This is a genomic window from Micromonospora sp. CNZ280, assembly GCF_011759515.1.
In genome coordinates, this window is sequence record NZ_JAAOYP010000001.1 from 2,803,201 (window position 1) to 2,821,669 (window position 18,469).

Below are 18,469 nucleotides of genomic sequence, written 5' to 3' on the forward strand. Positions count from 1 at the left end.
CGGTTCGGTGATCTGGTCGCCAACGACCACATCGACCTGACGGTGGAGCCTGGAGAGATCCACGCCCTGCTCGGCGAGAACGGCGCCGGCAAGTCGACCCTGATGAACGTGCTCTACGGGCTCTACCAGCCCGACGAGGGCGAGATCCTGGTCGACGGCCAGCCGCTGAAGCTGAAGGGCCCGTCGGACGCGATCTCGGCCGGGATCGGCATGGTGCACCAGCACTTCATGCTGGTGCCGGTCTTCACCGTGGCGGAGAACATCATGCTCGGCGCCGAGCAGGTGCGCGGCGGCCTCGCCGGCTTCCTGGACCGGCGCCGGGCCCGGCGCGAGGTCGCCGAGGTCTCCGAGCGGTACAACCTACGGGTCGACCCGGACGCGGTGATCGAGGACCTGCCGGTCGGCATCCAGCAGCGGGTGGAGATCGTCAAGGCGCTCACCCGCGACGTCGACCTGCTGATCCTGGACGAGCCCACCGCGGTGCTCACCCCGCAGGAGACCGAGGAACTGCTCGCCGTGATGCGGTCGCTCAAGGCCGCCGGCAAGTCGATCGTCTTCATCACCCACAAGCTCGGCGAGGTCAAGGCGATCGCCGACCGGATCACGGTGATCCGGCGCGGCAGGACCGTCGGCACCGCGTCGCCGGAGGCGAGCCGGGACGAGTTGGCCGCGCTGATGGTCGGCCGGAGCGTCCGGCTCACCGTGGACAAGACCCCCGCCACGCCGGGCCGGCCGGTCCTGGAGGTCGCCGGCCTGGTCGTCGACGACGACCGGCAGGTGCGCGCGGTGGACGGCGTGGACCTCACCGTGCACGCGGGCGAGGTGCTCGGCATCGCGGGCGTGCAGGGCAACGGCCAGACCGAGCTGATCGAGGCGATCATGGGCCTGCGTCCGCTGCTGGCCGGGACGGTCACCCTCGACGGGCAGCCGGTGCACGGCTGGTCGACCAAGAAGGTGCTCCGCGCCGGCGTCGGCTACGTGCCCGAGGACCGCAGCGTCGACGGCCTGGTCAAGGAGTTCAGCGTCGCGGAGAACCTGGTGCTGGACATCTACGACCAGCCGCCGTTCGGCGTCGGCCTGGCGCTGAAGCCGGACGAGATCGCCCGGTCGGCCAGGGAGCGGATCGAGCAGTTCGACGTCCGTACCTCCTCCGCCGAGGCGGCGGTGGGCACCCTCTCCGGCGGCAACCAGCAGAAGGTGATCGTGGCCCGGGAGCTGTCCCGGCCGCTGAAGCTCTTCATCGCCGCCCAGCCGACCCGCGGCGTGGACGTGGGCTCCATCGAGTTCATCCACAGCCGGGTCATCCGGGAGCGGGACATCGGCACCGCCGTCATGGTGGTCTCCAGCGAACTCGACGAGGTGATCGGCCTGGCCGACCGGATCGCCGTGATGTATCGCGGCCGGATCATCGGCGTGGTCGGCCCGGACACCCCGCGCGAGGAGATCGGCCTGCTGATGGCCGGCATCACCCCCGACGCGACCGGCGCCCCCGACACCTCCGGCGGCGCCACGGCCCCGGACGGCGCGGCGGCTCCGGCCCCCGAGGTCCCAGGCAGCGAGGACAAGGCATGACGAACCCAGACCCCCAGTCGGGCTCCCCGGACAAGGAGCCGGCGACGGAGGCGCAGGCCGCACAGACCGCGCTCGGCAACACCGAGCGGGCCGAGACGGCGACCACGCCGAAGCAGCCGGGCGACGGGGGCCGGCCGTCGCTGGGACGGCTGTTCCTGGACAACCTCTGGGCCGCCAACACCTTCACGGTGACCCTGCTGTCGCTGGTGCTCGCGATGCTCGTCGGCGCGGTCCTGATCATCGTCTCGGACCCGGACGTGCTGGCCACCTACGGCTACATCACCGCCCGGCCGTCCGACGCGATCAACGCCAGCTGGACGCTGGTCAGCGAGGCGTACGCCAACCTGTTCAAGGGCGCGGTCTTCGACCCGGAGGCGTTCTCCGGTTGGCTGAACGGCAGCAACGGCTGGGAGGCGGTCTTCGCGCCGATCTCCGAGACGCTCACCTACACCGCGCCGCTGGTCTTCACCGGGCTCTCGGTCGCGCTGGCCTTCCGGGGCGGCCTGTTCAACATCGGCGCCCAGGGCCAGGCCACCATCGGCGTCATCCTGGCCGCGCTGGCCGGCTTCCTGCTGCCGCTGCCGCCCGTCCTGCACGTGCTGGTCGCGGTGCTCGCCGGTGCCGTCGGCGGGGCGATCTGGGGCTTCATCCCGGGCATCCTCAAGGCCCGGGCCGGCGCCCACGAGGTGATCAACACGATCATGCTCAACTACATCGCCACGTACTTCCTGACCTGGCTGATCGTGCAGAACGGCGTGCAGGACCCGAGCCGGACCGACGCGATCAGCCGGCCCGTGGACGCCTCGGCCCAGCTGCCCCGGCTGCTCGGCGACAACCTGCGGGTGCACGCCGGCATCCTGGTGGCGGTGCTGGCCACCTGGGCGGTCGCCTGGCTGCTCAACCGGTCCACGCTCGGCTTCGAGCTGCGCGCGGTGGGCGCCAACCCGGACGCCGCGCGGACCGCCGGCATCAGCGTCACCCGGACGTACGTGCTGATCATGGTGTTCTCCGGGATCCTGGCCGGCCTCGGCGGCTCGAACATGGTGCTCGGCTCCACCGCCAGCGCGCTGACCCCGCTGGTGGTCGCGCAGATCGGCTTCGACGGCATCCTGGTGGCCCTGCTCGGTCGGGTGAAGCCGTGGGGCGTGGCGCTGGCCGCGCTGCTCTTCGGCGCGCTCCAGGCCGGTGGCAACCGGATGCAGTCGTACTCGGGGATCTCGCTGGAGCTGGTCACCGTGCTCCAGGCGCTGATCGTCATCTTCATCGCCGCGCCGGCCCTGGTGAAGGCGATCTTCCAGCTCCGGGCCGCGCGCGCCGCCCGGTTGCAGACGAGCCTGGCGAAGGGCTGGTAAGTCATGTCCACCATGGCTGTCCCCGACATCGCGGTCGCCCCGGTCGACGAGGGCTTCTGGACCCGTACCCGCAAGGTCGGCCTGACCCTGCTCGGCCTCGGCCTGATCAGCGCGGTGCTCTTCGGCGCGCTCGCCACCGACCAGCCGGCCCGCTTCACGTTGAGCGAGGACGCCGCCGGCGCCGCGCTGAAGATCAACGGCACGGTCGGCGCGATCCTCTTCGGCGTGGTCGCGATCGCCGCCGGCGTGGCGATGCTCGCCGGGCTGCCGAAGCGCTGGTTCACCCTGGTGCTCGGCGTCGGGCTGATCGGCTTCGTGCTCTCCTTCCTCTGCTGGCAGGTCTCCGCGGCCCCGACCGGGCAGAACTTCATGCCCCTGGTCAACATGGTGCGCGGCACGTTCGTGCTGGCCCTGCCGCTGATCTTCGGCGCGCTCGCCGGCGTGCTCTGCGAGCGCTCCGGCGTGGTCAACGTGGCGATCGAGGGCCAGCTGCTGATGGGCGCCTTCAGCGGCGCGCTCTTCGGCAGCATCTCCGGCAGCGTCTGGGTGGGCCTGGTCGCGGCGGCGATCGGCGGTGCCTTCATCTCGCTGCTGCTGGCCGTCTTCGCCATCCGCTACCTGGTCGACCAGGTCGTCATGGGCATCGTGCTCAACCTGCTCGCGGTCGGCGTCACCGGCTTCATCTACGAGCGGCTGATGCAGACCAACGCGCAGCGGTACAACAGCGCCCCGCGGTTCAGCAACTGGGAGATCCCGCTGCTCAAGGACATCCCGGTGCTCGGACCGGCGCTGTTCCGCGGCAACATCTTCCTCTACCTCGGCCTGCTGCTGGTGCTGGTGATCCACATCGCGCTGTTCCGCACCCGCTGGGGGCTGCGGACCCGCGCGGTCGGCGAGCACCCGACCGCGGCCGACACCCTGGGTGTGCGGGTGCTCGGGCTGCGCTACCGCAACGTGCTGCTCGCCGGGGTGGTGGCCGGCATCGGTGGCGCCTCCTACACGCTGGCGCTCTACTCGTTCACCAAGAACATGATCGGTGGCAAGGGCTTCATCGCCCTGGCCGCGCTGATCTTCGGCCGGTGGAGCCCGACCGGTGCGCTGCTCGCGGCGCTCTTCTTCGGCTTCGCCGACCAGCTCGGCACCTACCTCGGCGCGATCAACAGCGTGATCCCGAGCCAGTTCCTGGCCATGCTGCCCTACCTGGCGACGATCCTGGCGGTGGCCGGGCTGGTCGGCCGGGTCCGGGCGCCGGCCGCGGACGGCAAGCCGTACATCAAGGGCTGACGGGGGAGTACCCATGGAGATCGACTGGGAGCGGCTGCGGGCCGCCGCCACCGAGGTGATGCGGCACGCGTACGCGCCGTACTCGAAGTTCCCGGTCGGGGCCGCCGCCCTGGTCGACGACGGCCGGGTGGTGGTCGGCTGCAACGTGGAGAACGCCGCGTATGGCGTGGTGCTCTGCGCCGAGTGCGGGGTGGTCTCCTCCCTGCACGCCACCGGCGGCGGCCGGATCGTCGCGCTGTCCTGCGTCGACGCCACCGGTGAGCCGCTCATGCCGTGCGGCCGGTGCCGGCAGCTGCTCTGGGAGAACGGCGGCCCGGAGTGCCTGATCGAGGCGAAGGGCCGGCCGCTGCGGATGGCCGAACTGCTGCCGCACGCGTTCGGCGTGGAGGACCTGGAGGCCGTCACCGGCGAGACGCCGGTGCCGGTCGTGCCGGAGCGGCTGGCCGCCTGGCGGGGCCGCGGCACCGTCTTCGTCCACCCGGACCTCTCCGCCGGCCAGCAGGTCTGGACGGCGTACTGGGAACGGTCCGCCGGGGCTGACGCGGGCGCCGAGACCGGGGTGCTGGAGGAGGGCCCGAGCTGGGACGACCCGGCGGAGGCGATCACCTGGGGGTTGGCGCGGACGCCGCGGGTGGTGGTGGTGGACGCGGCCGGGACCATCTTCTGGGCGGGTGAGGGTGAGCCGCCGATGGAGATCCCGGTTCGTTGGTCCGCTTGAACGTGGCCTGTCCGGTCCCACGTGGTCGAGCTTGGGGATCGGGCCGACCGCACCCGGCTCCGGGCGGTCAGGCTTGATCCCTCCGCCGGGCGCGGTCGGCCCGATCCCGTGGTGGTCGGCCGCCGCGGGTCGGTTGCGGCGTGGCACCCGGGCGGGGCACGGTTTCTGCCCTACGACGAGGAAAGATCTAGCTGATGAGTGCTTTCACGGCGGTTGACGTCATTCGGGTCAAGCGGGATGGCGGGGTGTTGTCGGACGGGCAGATCGACTGGGTGGTGGACGCGTACACCCGAGGGCTGGTCGCCGACGAGCAGATGTCGGCGCTGGCCATGGCGATCCTGCTGCGCGGCATGACGCCGGCCGAGATCGCCCGGTGGACGGCCGCGATGATCGCCAGCGGGGAGCGGCTCGACCTCTCCGCGGTGGACCGCCCGACCGCCGACAAGCACTCCACCGGAGGCGTCGGCGACAAGATCACCCTCCCGCTGACCCCGCTGGTAGCGGCGTGCGGCGCGGCCGTGCCGCAGCTCAGTGGACGCGGCCTCGGGCACACCGGCGGCACGCTGGACAAGCTGGAGTCGATCCCGGGCTGGCGGGCGGCGCTGAGCAACGACGAGTTCATCGGCCAGCTGCGGGATGTCGGGGCGGTGATCTGCGCGGCGGGCGCGGGGCTCGCCCCCGCCGACCGCAAGCTGTACGCGCTGCGCGACGTGACCGGCACCGTCGAGGCGATCCCGCTGATCGCCAGCTCGATCATGAGCAAGAAGATCGCCGAGGGGACCGGCGCGCTGGTGCTCGACGTCAAGGTCGGCTCCGGCGCGTTCATGAAGTCCGTCGACGACGCCCGCGAGCTGGCCCGGACCATGGTGGAGCTGGGCGGCGCGCACGGGGTGCGGACCGTCGCCCTGCTCACCGACATGTCCACCCCGCTCGGCCGGGCCATCGGCAACGCGGTGGAGGTGACCGAGTCGGTCGAGGTGCTGGCCGGCGGCGGCCCGGCCGACGTGGTGGAGCTGACCCTGGCGCTGGCCCGGGAGATGCTCGACGCGGCCGGCCTGCCGGACGCCGACCCGGCGGCCGCGCTGCGCGACGGCCGGGCGATGGACGCCTGGCGGGCGATGATCCGGGCCCAGGGCGGCGACCCGGACGCCCCGATGCCGACCGCGAACGAGGTCGAGGTGGTGCGCGCGGACGCGGACGGTTTCGTCGCGGCGGTCGACGCGTACGCCATGGGGGTGGCCGCCTGGCGGCTCGGCGCCGGCCGGGCCCGCAAGGAGGACCCGGTCAGCGTGCCGGCGGGCGTGGTGCTGCACAAGCGCCCGGGCGATGCGGTGCGAGCCGGCGAGCCCCTCTACGAGCTGCGCGCCGAGCACGCCGGGCGGATCCCGGCGGCGCTGGCCGAGGCGGAGCCGGCGGTGCGGATCTCCCCGACCGCACCGGCCGCGACCCCGCTGGTGATCGAGCGGATCGGCTGAGCGGTCGCCGGGGCGGCATGGTGCTGGTCACCTCGGAGCGCTATTCTCCCAGGCCAAGGGGGGAACACCGGCGCTGAGCCGTCGCGAGCAGACAGGAATTTTCCGCCGTGATCGTTGCTGCCCCCGACCCCCGTGAGGTGCGCGAGGCCAGCCTGGACGAGCTGTCCCGGTTGCGCCTGCCCCTGCCACCGCCGCAGTTCCCGCTGGTCTGGGAGCCCGGCGACCAGATCGAGCTACGCCCCACGGTCGAGATAGAGGCGCGGGTCGCGGTGCTGCACCTGATCCTGGCGCGCTGCTTCGGCATGCCGCCGCAGGCCGCGATGAGCTGGCTGCTCGCCTCGCACCTGGTCGAGATGGTCACCCCGCCGGAGTGGCAGTTCGTGACCGGCGGCCGGGGCGACCACCGCTCGTTCGTGCTGCACCACGACGCGCTCTTCGCGCTGGCCTGGGTGCTCGGGCTGACCAAGCAGCTCGACCCGACGCTGCCGGTGGACGAGCGGCTGGTGGAGCGGATGCCGTACATCGCCGGCGGGGAGACCTTCGGGCAGTGGCGCTCGCGCATCCTGGCCGCCCCGCAGCACCCGGCCGACGCGGCGGCCCTGCTCGACCTGCACTACTGCCTGGACTGGGCGTACCTGGACGTGCAGCGGGCCGGCCGGACGCCGCCCGGCCTGGTGGACGCCAACGCGATCGGGCAGCGACGGTGGGCGCTGGAGTGGGCGGTGATCCTGCGCGGGCCGTACCACGACGAGCCCCCGGGCTGGGAAGAGGTCGACCTCTCCACCTGAGCGATCAGCGCGGCCGGTACGCGCCCAGCCGCACGGCCACGGTTACCTCGACCGGCTCGGGCAGGGCGGCGATACGAGCGGCCAGGCCGGCCGGGTCGGTGTGCCAGGCGCTCGGGCCCATGCCGACCAAAGTGGCGACCTCTGGCGCGGTGAGCCGCAGCTCGCGCCGGTGCTCGCTCGCCACCATCTCGGTGAAATGTCCGCCGAGGTTGTCCGCAACCCGTCTTGCCTTGGCCGGGTCCACGCGCAGTAGCCCGAGCCGCCCTACCAGTTCCGCGAGGTGGTCCTCGGCCGGAGTGACCACGAGCAGCGCCCCCGCCGGGTCGAGCACCCGGCGGAACTCGGCGCCGTTGCGTGGGGCGAACACGTTCAGCAGCACGGCCGCGGAGGCGTCGGCCAGTGGCAGCCGCTGCCAGGTGTCGGCCAGGGCCGCCGCCCCGCGTTCGTGGGCGCGGGCCGCGCGGCGCAGCGCCGGTTTCGACACGTCCAGCGCCAGGCCGACGGCGTCCGGCAGCGCCGCCAGTACCGCGGCGAGGTGCCGGCCCGTCCCGGCGCCAGCGTCCACGATCAGGGGGTGCACCCCGAGGCCTGCTCCGTCTGCCGGCGTACGCGCCGCTGCTGGCCGAGAACGGGCGGCCCGGTAGCTGGCGGCGGCCTCGGTGGCGGCCCGGGCGAGGGCGGCGGAGATGAGGTCGTAGTGGCCTGCGGCGAGGAAGTCAGCGCGGGCCGCGACCATTTCGGCGGTGTCTCCGGCGTGCGGGGCGCGGCCGGCGAGCAGGTTGACGTAGCCCTGACGGGCGATGTCGAAGGTGTGCCGGCGCGGGCAGCGCAGCCCTCGGGTGTCGCCGGCCTCGGCCAGCGGCTCGCCGCAGACCGGGCAGCGTAGTCGTTCGAGCACCCTGGGGTGCAGCGCGCCTCCGGGTTGGTCGGACGGGTGCGGCGCGGTCACCAGGGCAGCGTACGGGAGTGGGGTCGGGGAATCGTGCGGTGAGCCGTGCCAGCGGCGGCCGTATTCCGACGGGCGAGGAGCGGCCAGCCGGTCGACGACGCGGGTGCGCCCGTGCAGGGCGGCTAGCTCGTCGGGGTGAGCAGGTTGGCCAGGGTGCCGGCGGAGGCGGCGACGTGACCGAGACGGTCTGCTCGATGCCCGGCGGCCGTCGGCGGGCATCACACCGAGCGTGGTTATCGATGGCGTACCTCTCCCCATCGGGAGCGATCCGGTCATTTAGGTAGCCGCGCCGGCCGGGAGGCGAACGCCGGGGCGGCGGCGGGTCGGTCGCCCGGTCCCGGCGCCCTGGACGCGAAGATCACCTTCCGTGTCCGGCTGACACGGCGAGCGAGCCGATCGCGGGTGGCCGGCCATCACGAATGCCCTGGCCAAGCGGCCCGAGGAAACGGAGAATGACAAACGGAAGCGTGACGGAGATGATGAAGACCCGCGCCGAAAGTTACCTCCAGTAATCTTTCTAGCGTCAATGTGTCCTCCTGTACACGACTGGCTGGAACTGATAACGTTCCAGTCACGTCGAGCAGCGGACTTAACGGGATTGCGCCGCTGGTGTTGAAACGGGGAGGAACATGAACATCCGAAGAATTGCGGCTTCCGCATTGTCGTGCGCGGCGATTGTCGGTGGCCTGGTCGCCATGAGCGGGAGCCCGGCGCAGGCCACGCCGCAGAGCTGCTCCCACGGGAAGTACAGCGCGACCGCCGCCCTCGCAATCTGCAACAGTGGCACCGGCAGTTTCCGTTCGGTCGTGCGCTGCCACTACTCACCCTACGAGGGTGCGACGCGGTACACCAACGGATACGGCCCCTACAAGACCGCTGGAAGCGGTCAGGTCTCGTACTCCTACTGCCCCAAAGTCAACAATGTGCAGTCCTACTATTCTTCGGACTGGATCGAGATCTCCTGACCAGCGCCTGTCGTTGTCCCGTCCAATGAAAACCGTGTTGGCAAATTCGGAGGAATTTCGTGGGAATTCGTAGACTCGCTGCCGGGATATTCGCCGCTTCGGCGATGACGGTCAGCGCGCTCGCCGCCACTGGGTCACCCGCGCTCGCCACCCCGACCGACTGTTCATGGGCCCGCTACACGACCAACTCGATCGTCGCGGTGTGCCACGGTGGCACCGGCTACTACGCGGCAAAGATCACCTGTAGGCACTGGTACGCCGGCGGGACCGAGTACTACTACACGTACGCCTATGGCCCGTACAAGACCGCGGGCAGTGGCCAGCCGTCGTACGCGTACTGCCCCTCGGGCGATCAGTACTCCACGGGCGGCGTGGCCCTGAAGTAACCGATCGTTGTCCGCGACCTGAAGGGGTAGCGGCGGCAGGGCGAAGCGGTGGGGCGGGGTCGGCGTTACTGGCGTCGACCCCGCAACACTTGTCGCCACGCTCACCGGCCGCGGCTACGCCGCGTCGTTGGCCGCCGCGCAGTAACGCCGTCCCTGTCCGTAGGTGATGCCGCTAGGGGTTGAGGGCTCAAGGGCGGACGGCTTCACGGTCGACTGCGCTGGATGCTCGGCACGGCCGACGAAGGCGCACGGTTCGGAAGATCGACGGTCCGGCGTTGGACGCCACCCGGAGGCCGAAGCGGGGGTGCGGCCTCCGGTGGGTCTGCGCCCTCAAACCGGGATCTGTGAGCCGAGCTTCCCGATCAGGGGAGCCCGGTCCGCCCCACCGCACCCTGGCCCGGTCGGGTCGGCGCCGCACGGCGGTCGGGATCGGTCAGGTGGGCGATCACCCGGTGGGTGAGCGCGTCGAGGGCGGCGATCTCCTCGGATGTACACAGGTCGATGAGGTGCCGCCGGACGGCCGCCGCGTGGCCGGGGGCGGCGGCCTCGATCGCCTGCCGGCCCGCGGCGGTGAGCGCGACGATCGCGCCCCGGCCGTCCGTCGCGCACTCCTCGCGGGTGACCAGCCCGCGTTGCTGCATCCGGGTGAGGTGGTGGGAGAGCCGGCTGCGGGACCAGAGCATCCGGTCGGCCAGTTCGCTGAGCCGCAGCCGCTGCCCGGAGGTCTCGGAGAGATCGGAGAGGACGTCGTAGTCGGGCTCGGAGAGCCCGGCGTCCCGCATCAGCTCGCGGGCCAGTTCGAGGTCCAGCAGGCGGCGCATCCGGCGGTAGCCCCGCCAGGCGCGCTGCTCCCGCTCGTCGAGCCAGCGTGGTTGCTCCATGCCGGTCAGCGTAGTCATCTGGTTGACACGTCACCAACCTGCTCCTAGGGTGAGTGACATGTCAACTACCCTGCCCGACCCCTGGCCGACCCGATTCACATCGGAGTGATCCCGCCATGCCCCGCCTGACCGTCATCGTCGCGAGCACCCGGCCCGGCCGGGTGGGCCGCCGGATCGGCGACTGGTTCACCGAACTCGCCACCCGCCACGGCGCCTTCGACGAGGTGCGCCTGGTCGACCTCGCCGAACTCGCCCTTCCCTTCCACGACGAGCCGCACCACCCGTCCGAGGGGCGCTACCTGCACCAGCACACCCGCGACTGGAGCGCCACTGTCGCCGCCGGGGACGCCTTCGTCTTCGTCATGCCGGAATACAACTACGGCTTCAGCGCTCCGTTGAAGAACGCCATCGACTACCTCTACACCGAGTGGCAGTACAAGCCGGTCGGCTTCGTCAGCTACGGCATGACCTCCGGCGGCCTGCGCGCGGTCCAAATGATCAAGCAGGTGGTGACCACGCTCAAGATGGTGCCGGTGAACGAGGCGGTGACCGTGTTCCTGCGGGAGGCGTTGGACGACACCGGCGCGCTGCGGCCGGACGCCGGGCGGGACGCCGCCGCCGAAGTGATGCTCGCCGAGGTGGCCCGGCTGGCCGCCGCCCTGACGTCGCTGCGGGTGCCCGCGTGAACGCCCGGCTCTGGGAGCTGTTCGGGCAGCGCGGCCGGGGCGTCCTGGTCACCCTCCGCCGGGACGGCCGGCCCCAGCTCTCCAACGTGGACTACCTCGCCGAGCCGGGCTTGATCCGATGCTCGACCACCGCCGACCGGGCCAAGGTGCGCAACCTGCGCCGCGACCCGCGGGCCAGCTTCCACGTCAGCACGCCGGACGGCGGGGCGTACGCCGTGGCCGAGGGGACGGTCAGCTTCAGCGCACCGGCCGCCGCCGAGGACGACGCCACGGTCGAGGAACTGGTCGAGGTCTACCGGAAGATCCGCGGCGAGCACCCGGACTGGGCCGACTACCGCGCCGCGATGGTCGCCGACGGCCGCCTGGTGCTCCGGCTCACCGTCGACCGGCTCTACGGCTGGCGCCCGTGAGGGCCGGTCGGGTCGGCGGCCGGTCCGCCGCCGACTAGGGTCTGAGCATGGTCGCAACGATCCGGTACGAGGACATCGTCAAGGTCCCCAAGGCGCTGCTGCACGACCACCTCGACGGCGGCCTGCGGCCGGCGACGGTCGTCGAGCTGGCCGCCGAGGTCGGTCACGAGCTGCCCACCACCGACCCGGTGGCGCTCGGCCGCTGGTTCGTCGAGGCGGCCGACTCGGGCTCGCTGGAGCGCTACCTGGCGACGTTCGCGCACACCGTCGCCGTGATGCAGACCGCCCCGGCGCTGCGCCGGGTGGCCCGCGAGTGCGCGCTCGACCTGGCGGCCGACGGGGTGGTCTACGCCGAGGTGCGGTTCGCCCCGGAACAGCACCTGGAGCGGGACCTGACCCTGGACGAGGTGGTCGAGGCGGTGCTGGCCGGATTCGTCGAGGGCAGCGCGCTGGCCGCCGAGGCGGGCACGCCGATCCGGGTCGGCACCCTGCTCACCGCTATGCGGCACGCCGCCCGCTCGCAGGAGATCGCCGAGCTCGCCGTGCGGCACCGGGACGCCGGGGTGGTCGGCTTCGACATCGCCGGCGCCGAGGCGGGTTTCCCGCCCACCCGGCACCTGGACGCCTTCGAGTACCTCCAGCGGGAGAACTTCCACTTCACCATCCACGCCGGCGAGGCGTTCGGGCTCCCGTCGATCTGGCAGGCGATCCAGTGGTGCGGTGCGGACCGGCTCGGCCACGGGGTGCGGATCGTGGACGACATCACCCCGGGCCCGGAGCCGACGCTCGGCCGGCTGGCCGCGTACGTGCGGGACAAGCGGATCCCGCTGGAGCTGTGCCCGTCCTCGAACGTCCAGACCGGCGCCGCCCCGTCGATCGCCGAGCACCCCATCGGGCTGCTGCGGGACCTGCGCTTCCGGGTCACCGTCAACACCGACAACCGGCTGATGAGCGGTACCTCGATGTCCCGCGAGATGGCGCTGCTGGTGGAGGCGTTCGGCTACGGCTGGCGCGAGTTGCAGTGGTTCACCATCAACGCGATGAAGAGCGCGTTCATCCCGTTCGACCAGCGGCTGCGGATCATCGACGAGGTGATCAAGCCGGCTTACGCCAAGCTGCTGCCCTGATCATCGGCGGTGCGGGTGGCCGGCGAGCAGGCCGGCCACCCCGCGCAGCACCTGGCGGGCCCGGGCCGCCTCCGCGCCCAGGCCGGTCTGCCGGCGCAGCACCGCCGGCTCGGCGCGCAGCAGCGCCACCCCGCGCCGGATCAGCACCCGGGGCGCCTTGCGCTGTTCGGCCAGGTCGCGGGCCAGCCGGCGGACGAAGGTCGCGCCGCGCGGCCGCCGCAGGGCGTACGCCCCGGCGAGCAGCCCCCGTCGCCGGCACTCCTCGACGATGTCCGCGGCAAAAATGCCTTCGGCGATGAAAAGTGGCGAACCGGCGACATCAAATGACCGGGTGGCCACCCGACGATCAGCCTCGATGGCATAGACCGGCACATCCGCCCGACCCTCCCGGGCCAGGCGGGCGATCGCCTCCACCGCCGCGTCGGCGTCCCAGGACAGCGGGGACTCCCAGTCCACCTGGCCGTTTCGTCGCGGCAACGTAGGGTCATCACCGTCCTTGTAGAAGTCGTCCAGGCACAGCACCGGAAGCCCGGTTCGCTGCGCTATGTACGACTTTCCGGACCCGGAGGGGCCCGCGAGCAGCACGACGCGGTGGGGGTGATTCATTACCTTCAGTTACTCCGGCCAGACGGATTGCTATCAAATCGCATCAACATCTCATCACACCGTCCGCGACGGCCAACCTGGGCTTTCTCTTTGCCGGACGGCGTGATGGAATCTCGGATGGTCCGACCCGCCGGGTCGGCCGCTAGGCGTTGCCCGAGGGCAACGCGACGCTGAATCGCGAGGGCGGTGACGTGAGCAAACGGCCAAAGACGGCGGGCTCTTTCCTGTCGCGGCTGCGCCGGCCGGCCGGTCGGCTCCGCGACATGCCGATCTGGTCCAAGCTCGGTCTCATCATGATCGTGCCGACCATCGCCACGGTCGTCGTGGGTACCAGTGGTCTGATCGACCACCTGCAGACGCTCAACAACGCCAACCGGGCCGGCGAGCTGGCCAGCCTGGTCGGCTACTCCGGAGAGCTGGTCGACACCCTCCAGGACGAGCGGACGGCTGCGCTGCGGCTGCTCGGCGCGCCGCCGGCGCAGGCGGACCCGTTCAAGGACGCGTACAACCAGGCGAACGGCCTGGTGGACAAGGCCAGGGTGCCCTACTCCTCGCAGCGGACCGAACTCGAGGACCTGCCGTCGAGCCTGAACGGGCACCTGAACGAGATCGACCAGCTCCTCAGGGACCTGCCCGCCGCGCGCAGTCAGGTGCTCAACGGCAAGCAGGGCCTCGTCGACGCGCAGCGGAGCTACGACGAGCTGATCAGCGGCCTCATCGCTATCCGGGACTCGGCCACCCAGCTGGCTGGCGACAACAACCTGAGCGACCGGATGCGCGCCGCCACCGCCACCGCCCGTGGCAAGGAGTTCCTCTCCCAGCAGCGGAACGTGGTGCACCTGGCACTGATCCGCACGGAACTCACTCCGACCCTGCGTAACGACTACATCGCCAGCGTCACCGGCCAGGACCAGGCGAAGCAGAGCTTCGATGTGGTCGCCAACCAGGCCGAGACCGACTTCTACTCGCGTACGATCGCCGGTCCCGACCGACGCGAGGCGCTCCAGTACAGCAGCTGGGTAACCGAGATCAACACCAGCGACAACCTGGCGGGCGCGCCGTTCGACGCCAACCAGTGGGACGCGGCGATGGTCGCCTTCGCCGACCTGCACCGCACCGCGGAAGCGAAGTTCGACCGCGACGTGGTCGCCCTCGCCGACGACCTCCGCGCGGAGGTGCAGCGCCAGGTCTTCCTCGAGTCCGGCCTGCTGCTGAGCATGCTGCTGCTGGCCATCCTGTTCGCCTACCTGGTCGCCCGCTCGATGGCCCGCTCGCTGCGCGACCTGCGCCAGGGCGCCCTCTCCGTCGCCCAGTACGGCCTGCCGCAGGCGGTGGCCCGGCTGCGTGACCCGCAGGTCACCGGGTCGCTGACGCCGACCCAGCTGGCCAACCAGATCGCCGAGCCGCTGCCGGTGCGCAGCAAGGACGAGTTCGGCCAGGTGACCGAGGCGTTCAACGCCGTCCACCTGGAGGCCGTCCGGACCGCCGCCGAGCAGGCCGCGCTGCGTGCCTCCGTCGCGACGATGTTCGTCAACCTGGCCCGCCGGTCGCAGATCCTGGTCGACCGGCTGATCGGTCACCTGGACCGGCTGGAGCGCGGCGAGGAGGACCCGGACCGGCTGGCCGAGCTGTTCCAGCTGGACCACCTGGCCACCCGGATGCGCCGCAACGACGAGAACCTGCTGGTCCTCGCGGGCGCCGACTCGACCCGCGTGCAGCGGGAGCCCGCCGCGCTGATCGACGTGCTCCGGGCCGCGCAGTCCGAGGTCGAGCACTACACCCGGATCGAGTTCGGGATCATCGACCGGGACATCGAGGTGGCCGCGCACGCCGTCAACGACCTGGTCCACCTGGTCGCCGAGCTGTTCGACAACGCCACCGCGTTCTCGCCGCCGGACTCGCAGGTGCTGATCGAGGCCCGCCGGGTCGGCGACCGCGCCTCGCTCTACGTCGAGGACCGCGGTATCGGCATCAGCCCCGACCAGCTGCACGAACTCAACGAGCGGCTCGCCACGCCGCCGCAGGTGGACGTGGCCGTCTCCCGGATGATGGGTCTGGTCGTGGTCGCCCGCCTGGCGTCCCGGCACGGGGTGAAGGTCGAGCTGCGTCCGGGTGCCGACCGGGGCACGGTGGCGGATGTCACGCTGCCGCCGTCGGTGCTGGTGCCGCGGGCGCTCGCCGGGCGGGCCCAGCCGGCCCCGGCGCTGCCCGCCGGCAACGCGCCGTCGTCCGGCCCGGCACCCGTCTTCGGTGCGCTGCCGGCCCTCGGCAACCTGCCGAACAGCCCGCGCCCGAGCGGGTCCGGCAACCAGGTCACCCTGGGCGGCCGGCCGTTCGATCCGGCACCCGCCAACGGCACCGGCAGCCCGGCTCCGGCCGGCGCCGGCCGGAGCATGCCGGCCTGGTCCGATCTCACCGGCGCGACCGCGGCCAACGGCAGCGACGCGTTCGCCCCGCGCACCTCCAACGGCCAGCCGATCGACCCGCTGCCGCAGCGGCGGGCCACCGACGGCGACCCGGCCAGCACCGGCCAGCAGTCCGGTATCCCGCGGCAGTTGCCGAGCAGCCCGGAGGCGCAGCCGTACCTCCCGCCGCCGGTGTCGGCTCCGCCGGTGCCGCCGCACTCGGCGCCGCCGTACTCGGGGCAGCCGTACTCCGGGCCGCCGTACTCCGGACCGGTCTCCTCGCCGCCGGTCTCCGGGATGCCGGTCTCGTCGTCCCCGGTCTCCGGGATGCCGGTCTCCGCGTCGCCGGTGTCGGGCATGCCGGTCTCCGGGCAGCCGATGTCGTCGCCGCCCGGCGGCCCGCTGCCGCAGCGCCCGGTGACGCCGCCGAACACCTCGGCGCCGCCGGCCTGGCCGCCGGTCGCCGGGACGGACCCGGCCACCCCGCCGGTCCCCGAGCGGCTGGCCGCCGCGCTCGACATGACCACCGAGCTGCCGCGGATGCCGCGTACGGACCAGCCGGCCCCGCCGACCCCGAACCCGGCGCAGGCCGCGAACCCCGCGCCGGCCCCGGCGGCCCGGCCGACCACGCCGCAGCCGCAGAACCGGCAGCGGTACGCGGACGAGACGATGGAGCTGCCGATCTTCCGGGAGCTCGAGTCCGCCTGGTTCCGTACCCGGCGACCGGGGCCGGAGGAGGCGGCCGGCGCTCGGCAGCCTGCGACGAACGGCTCCGCCGCGACCCAGCAGTTCAGCAAGGTCGACGCGGCGGGTCGCGCCGTACAGCAGACACCACCCGCAACGACAGGTAACGCACCGATGGCACAGACACCGACGGCCGGAGGAGCGCCGCGCGAGAACGGGGCCACAGCGAACGGCGGGGCCCGCCCCGCGTCCGCCGAGAGCCTGCCCAACCGCCGCCCGCAGCCCAGCGACGGCGGCGGCTGGGCGACCGCGGCCGACGAGGGCTGGCGGGCGGCTTCGGCCGCCAGCGCGGTGCCGGTGGCGGCCACCACGCCGACGGGCCTGCCGAAGCGCACCCCGATGGCCCAGCTGGTGCCCGGCGCGGTGGAGAAGCCGACCACCTCGGTGCAGCGGCGGACGCCGGAGTCCGTACGCGGCCTGCTCTCCGCCTACCACCGCGGCGTCCAGCGAGGGCGTAGCCACCCGTCCGACAGCAACCCGACCAGCCCGGAGGCGACTCCGGGAGGGCAGCAATCCTCGCAGTCTGGCTCAGGCCCGGTGGCCGGGAGCGGGCAGAAGGAGCAAGAAGGATGACTACTACGCAGGATCTCGGTTGGCTGCTCGCCAACTTCGCCGATCGGGTTCCCGGTGTCGCGCACGCGGTCGCCGTCTCCGCGGACGGCCTGCTCCTCGCTGCGTCACGGGATCTCCCGCGGGACCGGGCCGACCAGCTGGCCGCGATCGCGTCCGGCCTGGTCAGCTTGACCCAGGGCGCGGCTCGCTGCTTTGAGGGAGGCGCGGTGCTGCAGACGGTGGTGGAGATGGACAATGGCTTCCTGTTCCTGATGTCCATCTCGGACGGCTCGTCGTTCGCCGTGCTCGCCGCTCGCAGTTGCGACGTCGGGCAGGTCGGGTACGAAATGGCGTTGCTGGTCGACCGGGTGGGCGACGCGTTGACCCCGCAGCCGCGCGCGGCAGCGGGCATGCTGGGCTGACGTCCTGCTGACCTTGAGGTCGGCGGGGCGGCAACGACGGGACGGACGGGCTCCAACGGACGGAGCCGGTGTCGGGTACGAAGGAGGTGAGCGGCGACATGGTTGATCGTGACGAACCGACCGGAGCGTTGGTCCGTCCATACGCCGTGACCCGTGGTCGTACCCGCCCCCGACTCGACATCGCGCTGGAGGCGCTCGTCGAGACGACGGTGCGCGGCCGGGCCGCTGCCAACGGCAGTGGCGGCCAGGGCCGCGAACACCAGTACATCGCCGCGCTGTGTGACGGACGCGTGCAGTCGCTAGCCGAGATCGCGGCGCGAATGCAGCTCCCGCTCGGTGTGGCCCGGGTGCTCATCGCCGACATGGCGACGGACGGCCTGGTCGCGGTCCACGAGCCGACCATCCTGGACGACTCGGACGACGCGGTGGGCACTGAACTGCTGGAGAGGGTGCTGAGTGGACTTCGCAGGCTCTGACATGTCGCACCGCCCGCCGACCCCGAGCGGGCGCGTGACGTCGGCGAAGATCGTTATCGCCGGTGGCTTCGGCGTCGGCAAGACGACGCTGGTCGGCTCGGTCTCGGAGATCACGCCGCTGACCACCGAGGCCATCATGACCTCCGCCGGCGTGGGCGTCGACGACAACCGGCAGGTGCCGGGCAAGACGACGACCACGGTGGCGATGGACTTCGGCCGTATCTCGATCGACCGTGACCTGATCCTGTACCTGTTCGGTACGCCGGGTCAGACCCGCTTCTGGTTCATGTGGGACGAACTGGTGCGCGGGGCGATCGGCGCGGTCGTGCTGGTGGACACCCGCCGGCTGGCCGACTGCTTCGCGGCGATCGACTTCTTCGAGCACCGGCGGCTGCCGTACCTGGTGGCCATCAACTGCTTCGACGGGATGCAGTACCACGACCCGCAGGACGTCCGGGACGCGCTGGCGATCTCGAACGACGTGCCGGTGGTGGCCTGCGACGCCCGCAACCGGGAGTCGACGAAGCACGTGCTGATCTCGCTGGTCGAGTACGTGCTCACCATGCGTCGCTCGCGCCAGGTCGCGCCGGCCTGATCGTTCCGCCCAGCGCCCGGTGGCCGCTCCGCCACCGGGCGCTGGACGCTGTCCGGGTTCCGGCGCGGCCGCCGTC

At 72.0% G+C, this 18,469-nt stretch carries 18 protein-coding genes; 15 read left to right on the top strand and 3 right to left on the bottom strand.

Annotated features, from left to right (window positions below; genetic code table 11):
• Positions 1-30 precede the first annotated feature (30 nt).
• From FHX32_RS13480 to FHX32_RS13505, 6 genes are all read left to right on the top strand, one after another.
• A complete protein-coding gene (locus FHX32_RS13480) occupies positions 31-1,572 on the top strand; it encodes an ABC transporter ATP-binding protein (protein ID WP_486481108.1) in 1,542 nt (513 codons plus the stop codon).
• Positions 1,569-2,924: an ABC transporter permease gene (locus FHX32_RS13485; protein ID WP_167181507.1), complete on the top strand. Its 1,356-nt coding sequence runs from the start codon at positions 1,569-1,571 to the stop codon at positions 2,922-2,924. Before FHX32_RS13480 ends, FHX32_RS13485 begins: the two co-directional genes overlap by 4 nt.
• A gap of 3 nt (positions 2,925-2,927) precedes the next feature.
• Positions 2,928-4,208: an ABC transporter permease gene (locus FHX32_RS13490; protein ID WP_167181509.1), complete on the top strand. Its 1,281-nt coding sequence runs from the start codon at positions 2,928-2,930 to the stop codon at positions 4,206-4,208.
• 13 nt (positions 4,209-4,221) lie between these two features.
• Positions 4,222-4,926: a cytidine deaminase gene (locus tag FHX32_RS13495; protein WP_167181511.1), complete on the top strand. Its 705-nt coding sequence runs from the start codon at positions 4,222-4,224 to the stop codon at positions 4,924-4,926.
• Between the two features lie 194 nt (positions 4,927-5,120).
• The gene (locus FHX32_RS13500) at positions 5,121-6,401 is read left to right on the top strand and encodes a thymidine phosphorylase (RefSeq protein ID WP_167181513.1); all 1,281 of its coding nucleotides are present in this window, start codon (positions 5,121-5,123) and stop codon (positions 6,399-6,401) included.
• Positions 6,402-6,508: 107 nt separating this feature from the next.
• Positions 6,509-7,189: a DUF4272 domain-containing protein gene (locus FHX32_RS13505; protein ID WP_167181515.1), complete on the top strand. Its 681-nt coding sequence runs from the start codon at positions 6,509-6,511 to the stop codon at positions 7,187-7,189.
• Positions 7,190-7,193: 4 nt separating this feature from the next.
• Here the strand turns inward: FHX32_RS13505 and FHX32_RS13510 are convergent, their stop codons facing one another.
• The gene (locus FHX32_RS13510) at positions 7,194-8,099 is read right to left on the bottom strand and encodes a putative RNA methyltransferase (RefSeq protein WP_167182720.1); all 906 of its coding nucleotides are present in this window, start codon (positions 8,097-8,099) and stop codon (positions 7,194-7,196) included.
• A gap of 668 nt (positions 8,100-8,767) precedes the next feature.
• Between FHX32_RS13510 and FHX32_RS13515 the strand changes: the two genes are divergently transcribed.
• Positions 8,768-9,103, top strand: a complete 336-nt coding sequence (locus FHX32_RS13515) for a hypothetical protein (protein WP_167181517.1) — start codon at positions 8,768-8,770, stop codon at positions 9,101-9,103.
• A 59-nt stretch (positions 9,104-9,162) separates the two neighbouring features.
• Positions 9,163-9,489 (top strand): hypothetical protein, encoded by a 327-nt coding sequence (locus FHX32_RS13520; protein WP_167181519.1) that lies wholly within the window; start codon positions 9,163-9,165, stop codon positions 9,487-9,489.
• 362 nt (positions 9,490-9,851) lie between these two features.
• Here the strand turns inward: FHX32_RS13520 and FHX32_RS13525 are convergent, their stop codons facing one another.
• On the bottom strand, positions 9,852-10,370 hold the full coding sequence (locus FHX32_RS13525) for a MarR family transcriptional regulator (RefSeq protein ID WP_167181521.1): 519 nt from the start codon (positions 10,368-10,370) through the stop codon (positions 9,852-9,854).
• 116 nt (positions 10,371-10,486) lie between these two features.
• Between FHX32_RS13525 and FHX32_RS13530 the strand changes: the two genes are divergently transcribed.
• Genes FHX32_RS13530 through FHX32_RS13540 form a run of 3 tightly spaced genes read left to right on the top strand, consistent with a single transcriptional unit; the run spans position 10,487 to position 12,593 of the window.
• A complete protein-coding gene (locus FHX32_RS13530) occupies positions 10,487-11,056 on the top strand; it encodes an NAD(P)H-dependent oxidoreductase (RefSeq protein ID WP_167181523.1) in 570 nt (189 codons plus the stop codon).
• Positions 11,053-11,466 (top strand): PPOX class F420-dependent oxidoreductase, encoded by a 414-nt coding sequence (locus tag FHX32_RS13535; RefSeq protein ID WP_167181525.1) that lies wholly within the window; start codon positions 11,053-11,055, stop codon positions 11,464-11,466. The genes FHX32_RS13530 and FHX32_RS13535 overlap by 4 nt, the downstream gene beginning before the upstream one ends.
• Positions 11,467-11,513: 47 nt before the next feature.
• Positions 11,514-12,593 (top strand): adenosine deaminase, encoded by a 1,080-nt coding sequence (locus FHX32_RS13540; protein ID WP_167181527.1) that lies wholly within the window; start codon positions 11,514-11,516, stop codon positions 12,591-12,593.
• Here the strand turns inward: FHX32_RS13540 and FHX32_RS13545 are convergent, their stop codons facing one another.
• Positions 12,594-13,049 carry an ATP-binding protein gene (locus FHX32_RS13545; RefSeq protein ID WP_486481049.1) on the bottom strand — a complete coding sequence of 152 codons (456 nt, stop codon included), beginning with the start codon at positions 13,047-13,049 and terminating at the stop codon, positions 12,594-12,596. It abuts the gene before it with no gap.
• Positions 13,050-13,390: 341 nt separating this feature from the next.
• Between FHX32_RS13545 and FHX32_RS13550 the strand changes: the two genes are divergently transcribed.
• From FHX32_RS13550 to FHX32_RS13565, 4 genes are all read left to right on the top strand, one after another.
• Entirely contained in the window at positions 13,391-16,921 is a 3,531-nt protein-coding gene (locus tag FHX32_RS13550) for a nitrate- and nitrite sensing domain-containing protein (protein ID WP_167181531.1), read from the top strand.
• A complete protein-coding gene (locus tag FHX32_RS13555; RefSeq protein ID WP_109901346.1) occupies positions 16,918-17,322 on the top strand; it encodes a roadblock/LC7 domain-containing protein in 405 nt (134 codons plus the stop codon). Before FHX32_RS13550 ends, FHX32_RS13555 begins: the two co-directional genes overlap by 4 nt.
• 98 nt (positions 17,323-17,420) lie before the next feature.
• Complete coding sequence (locus tag FHX32_RS13560) at positions 17,421-17,798, top strand: DUF742 domain-containing protein (protein WP_088997952.1); 378 nt, start codon at positions 17,421-17,423, stop codon at positions 17,796-17,798.
• A 1-nt stretch (position 17,799) separates the two neighbouring features.
• Complete coding sequence (locus FHX32_RS13565; RefSeq protein ID WP_167181533.1) at positions 17,800-18,393, top strand: GTP-binding protein; 594 nt, start codon at positions 17,800-17,802, stop codon at positions 18,391-18,393.
• Positions 18,394-18,469: the final 76 nt, after the last annotated feature.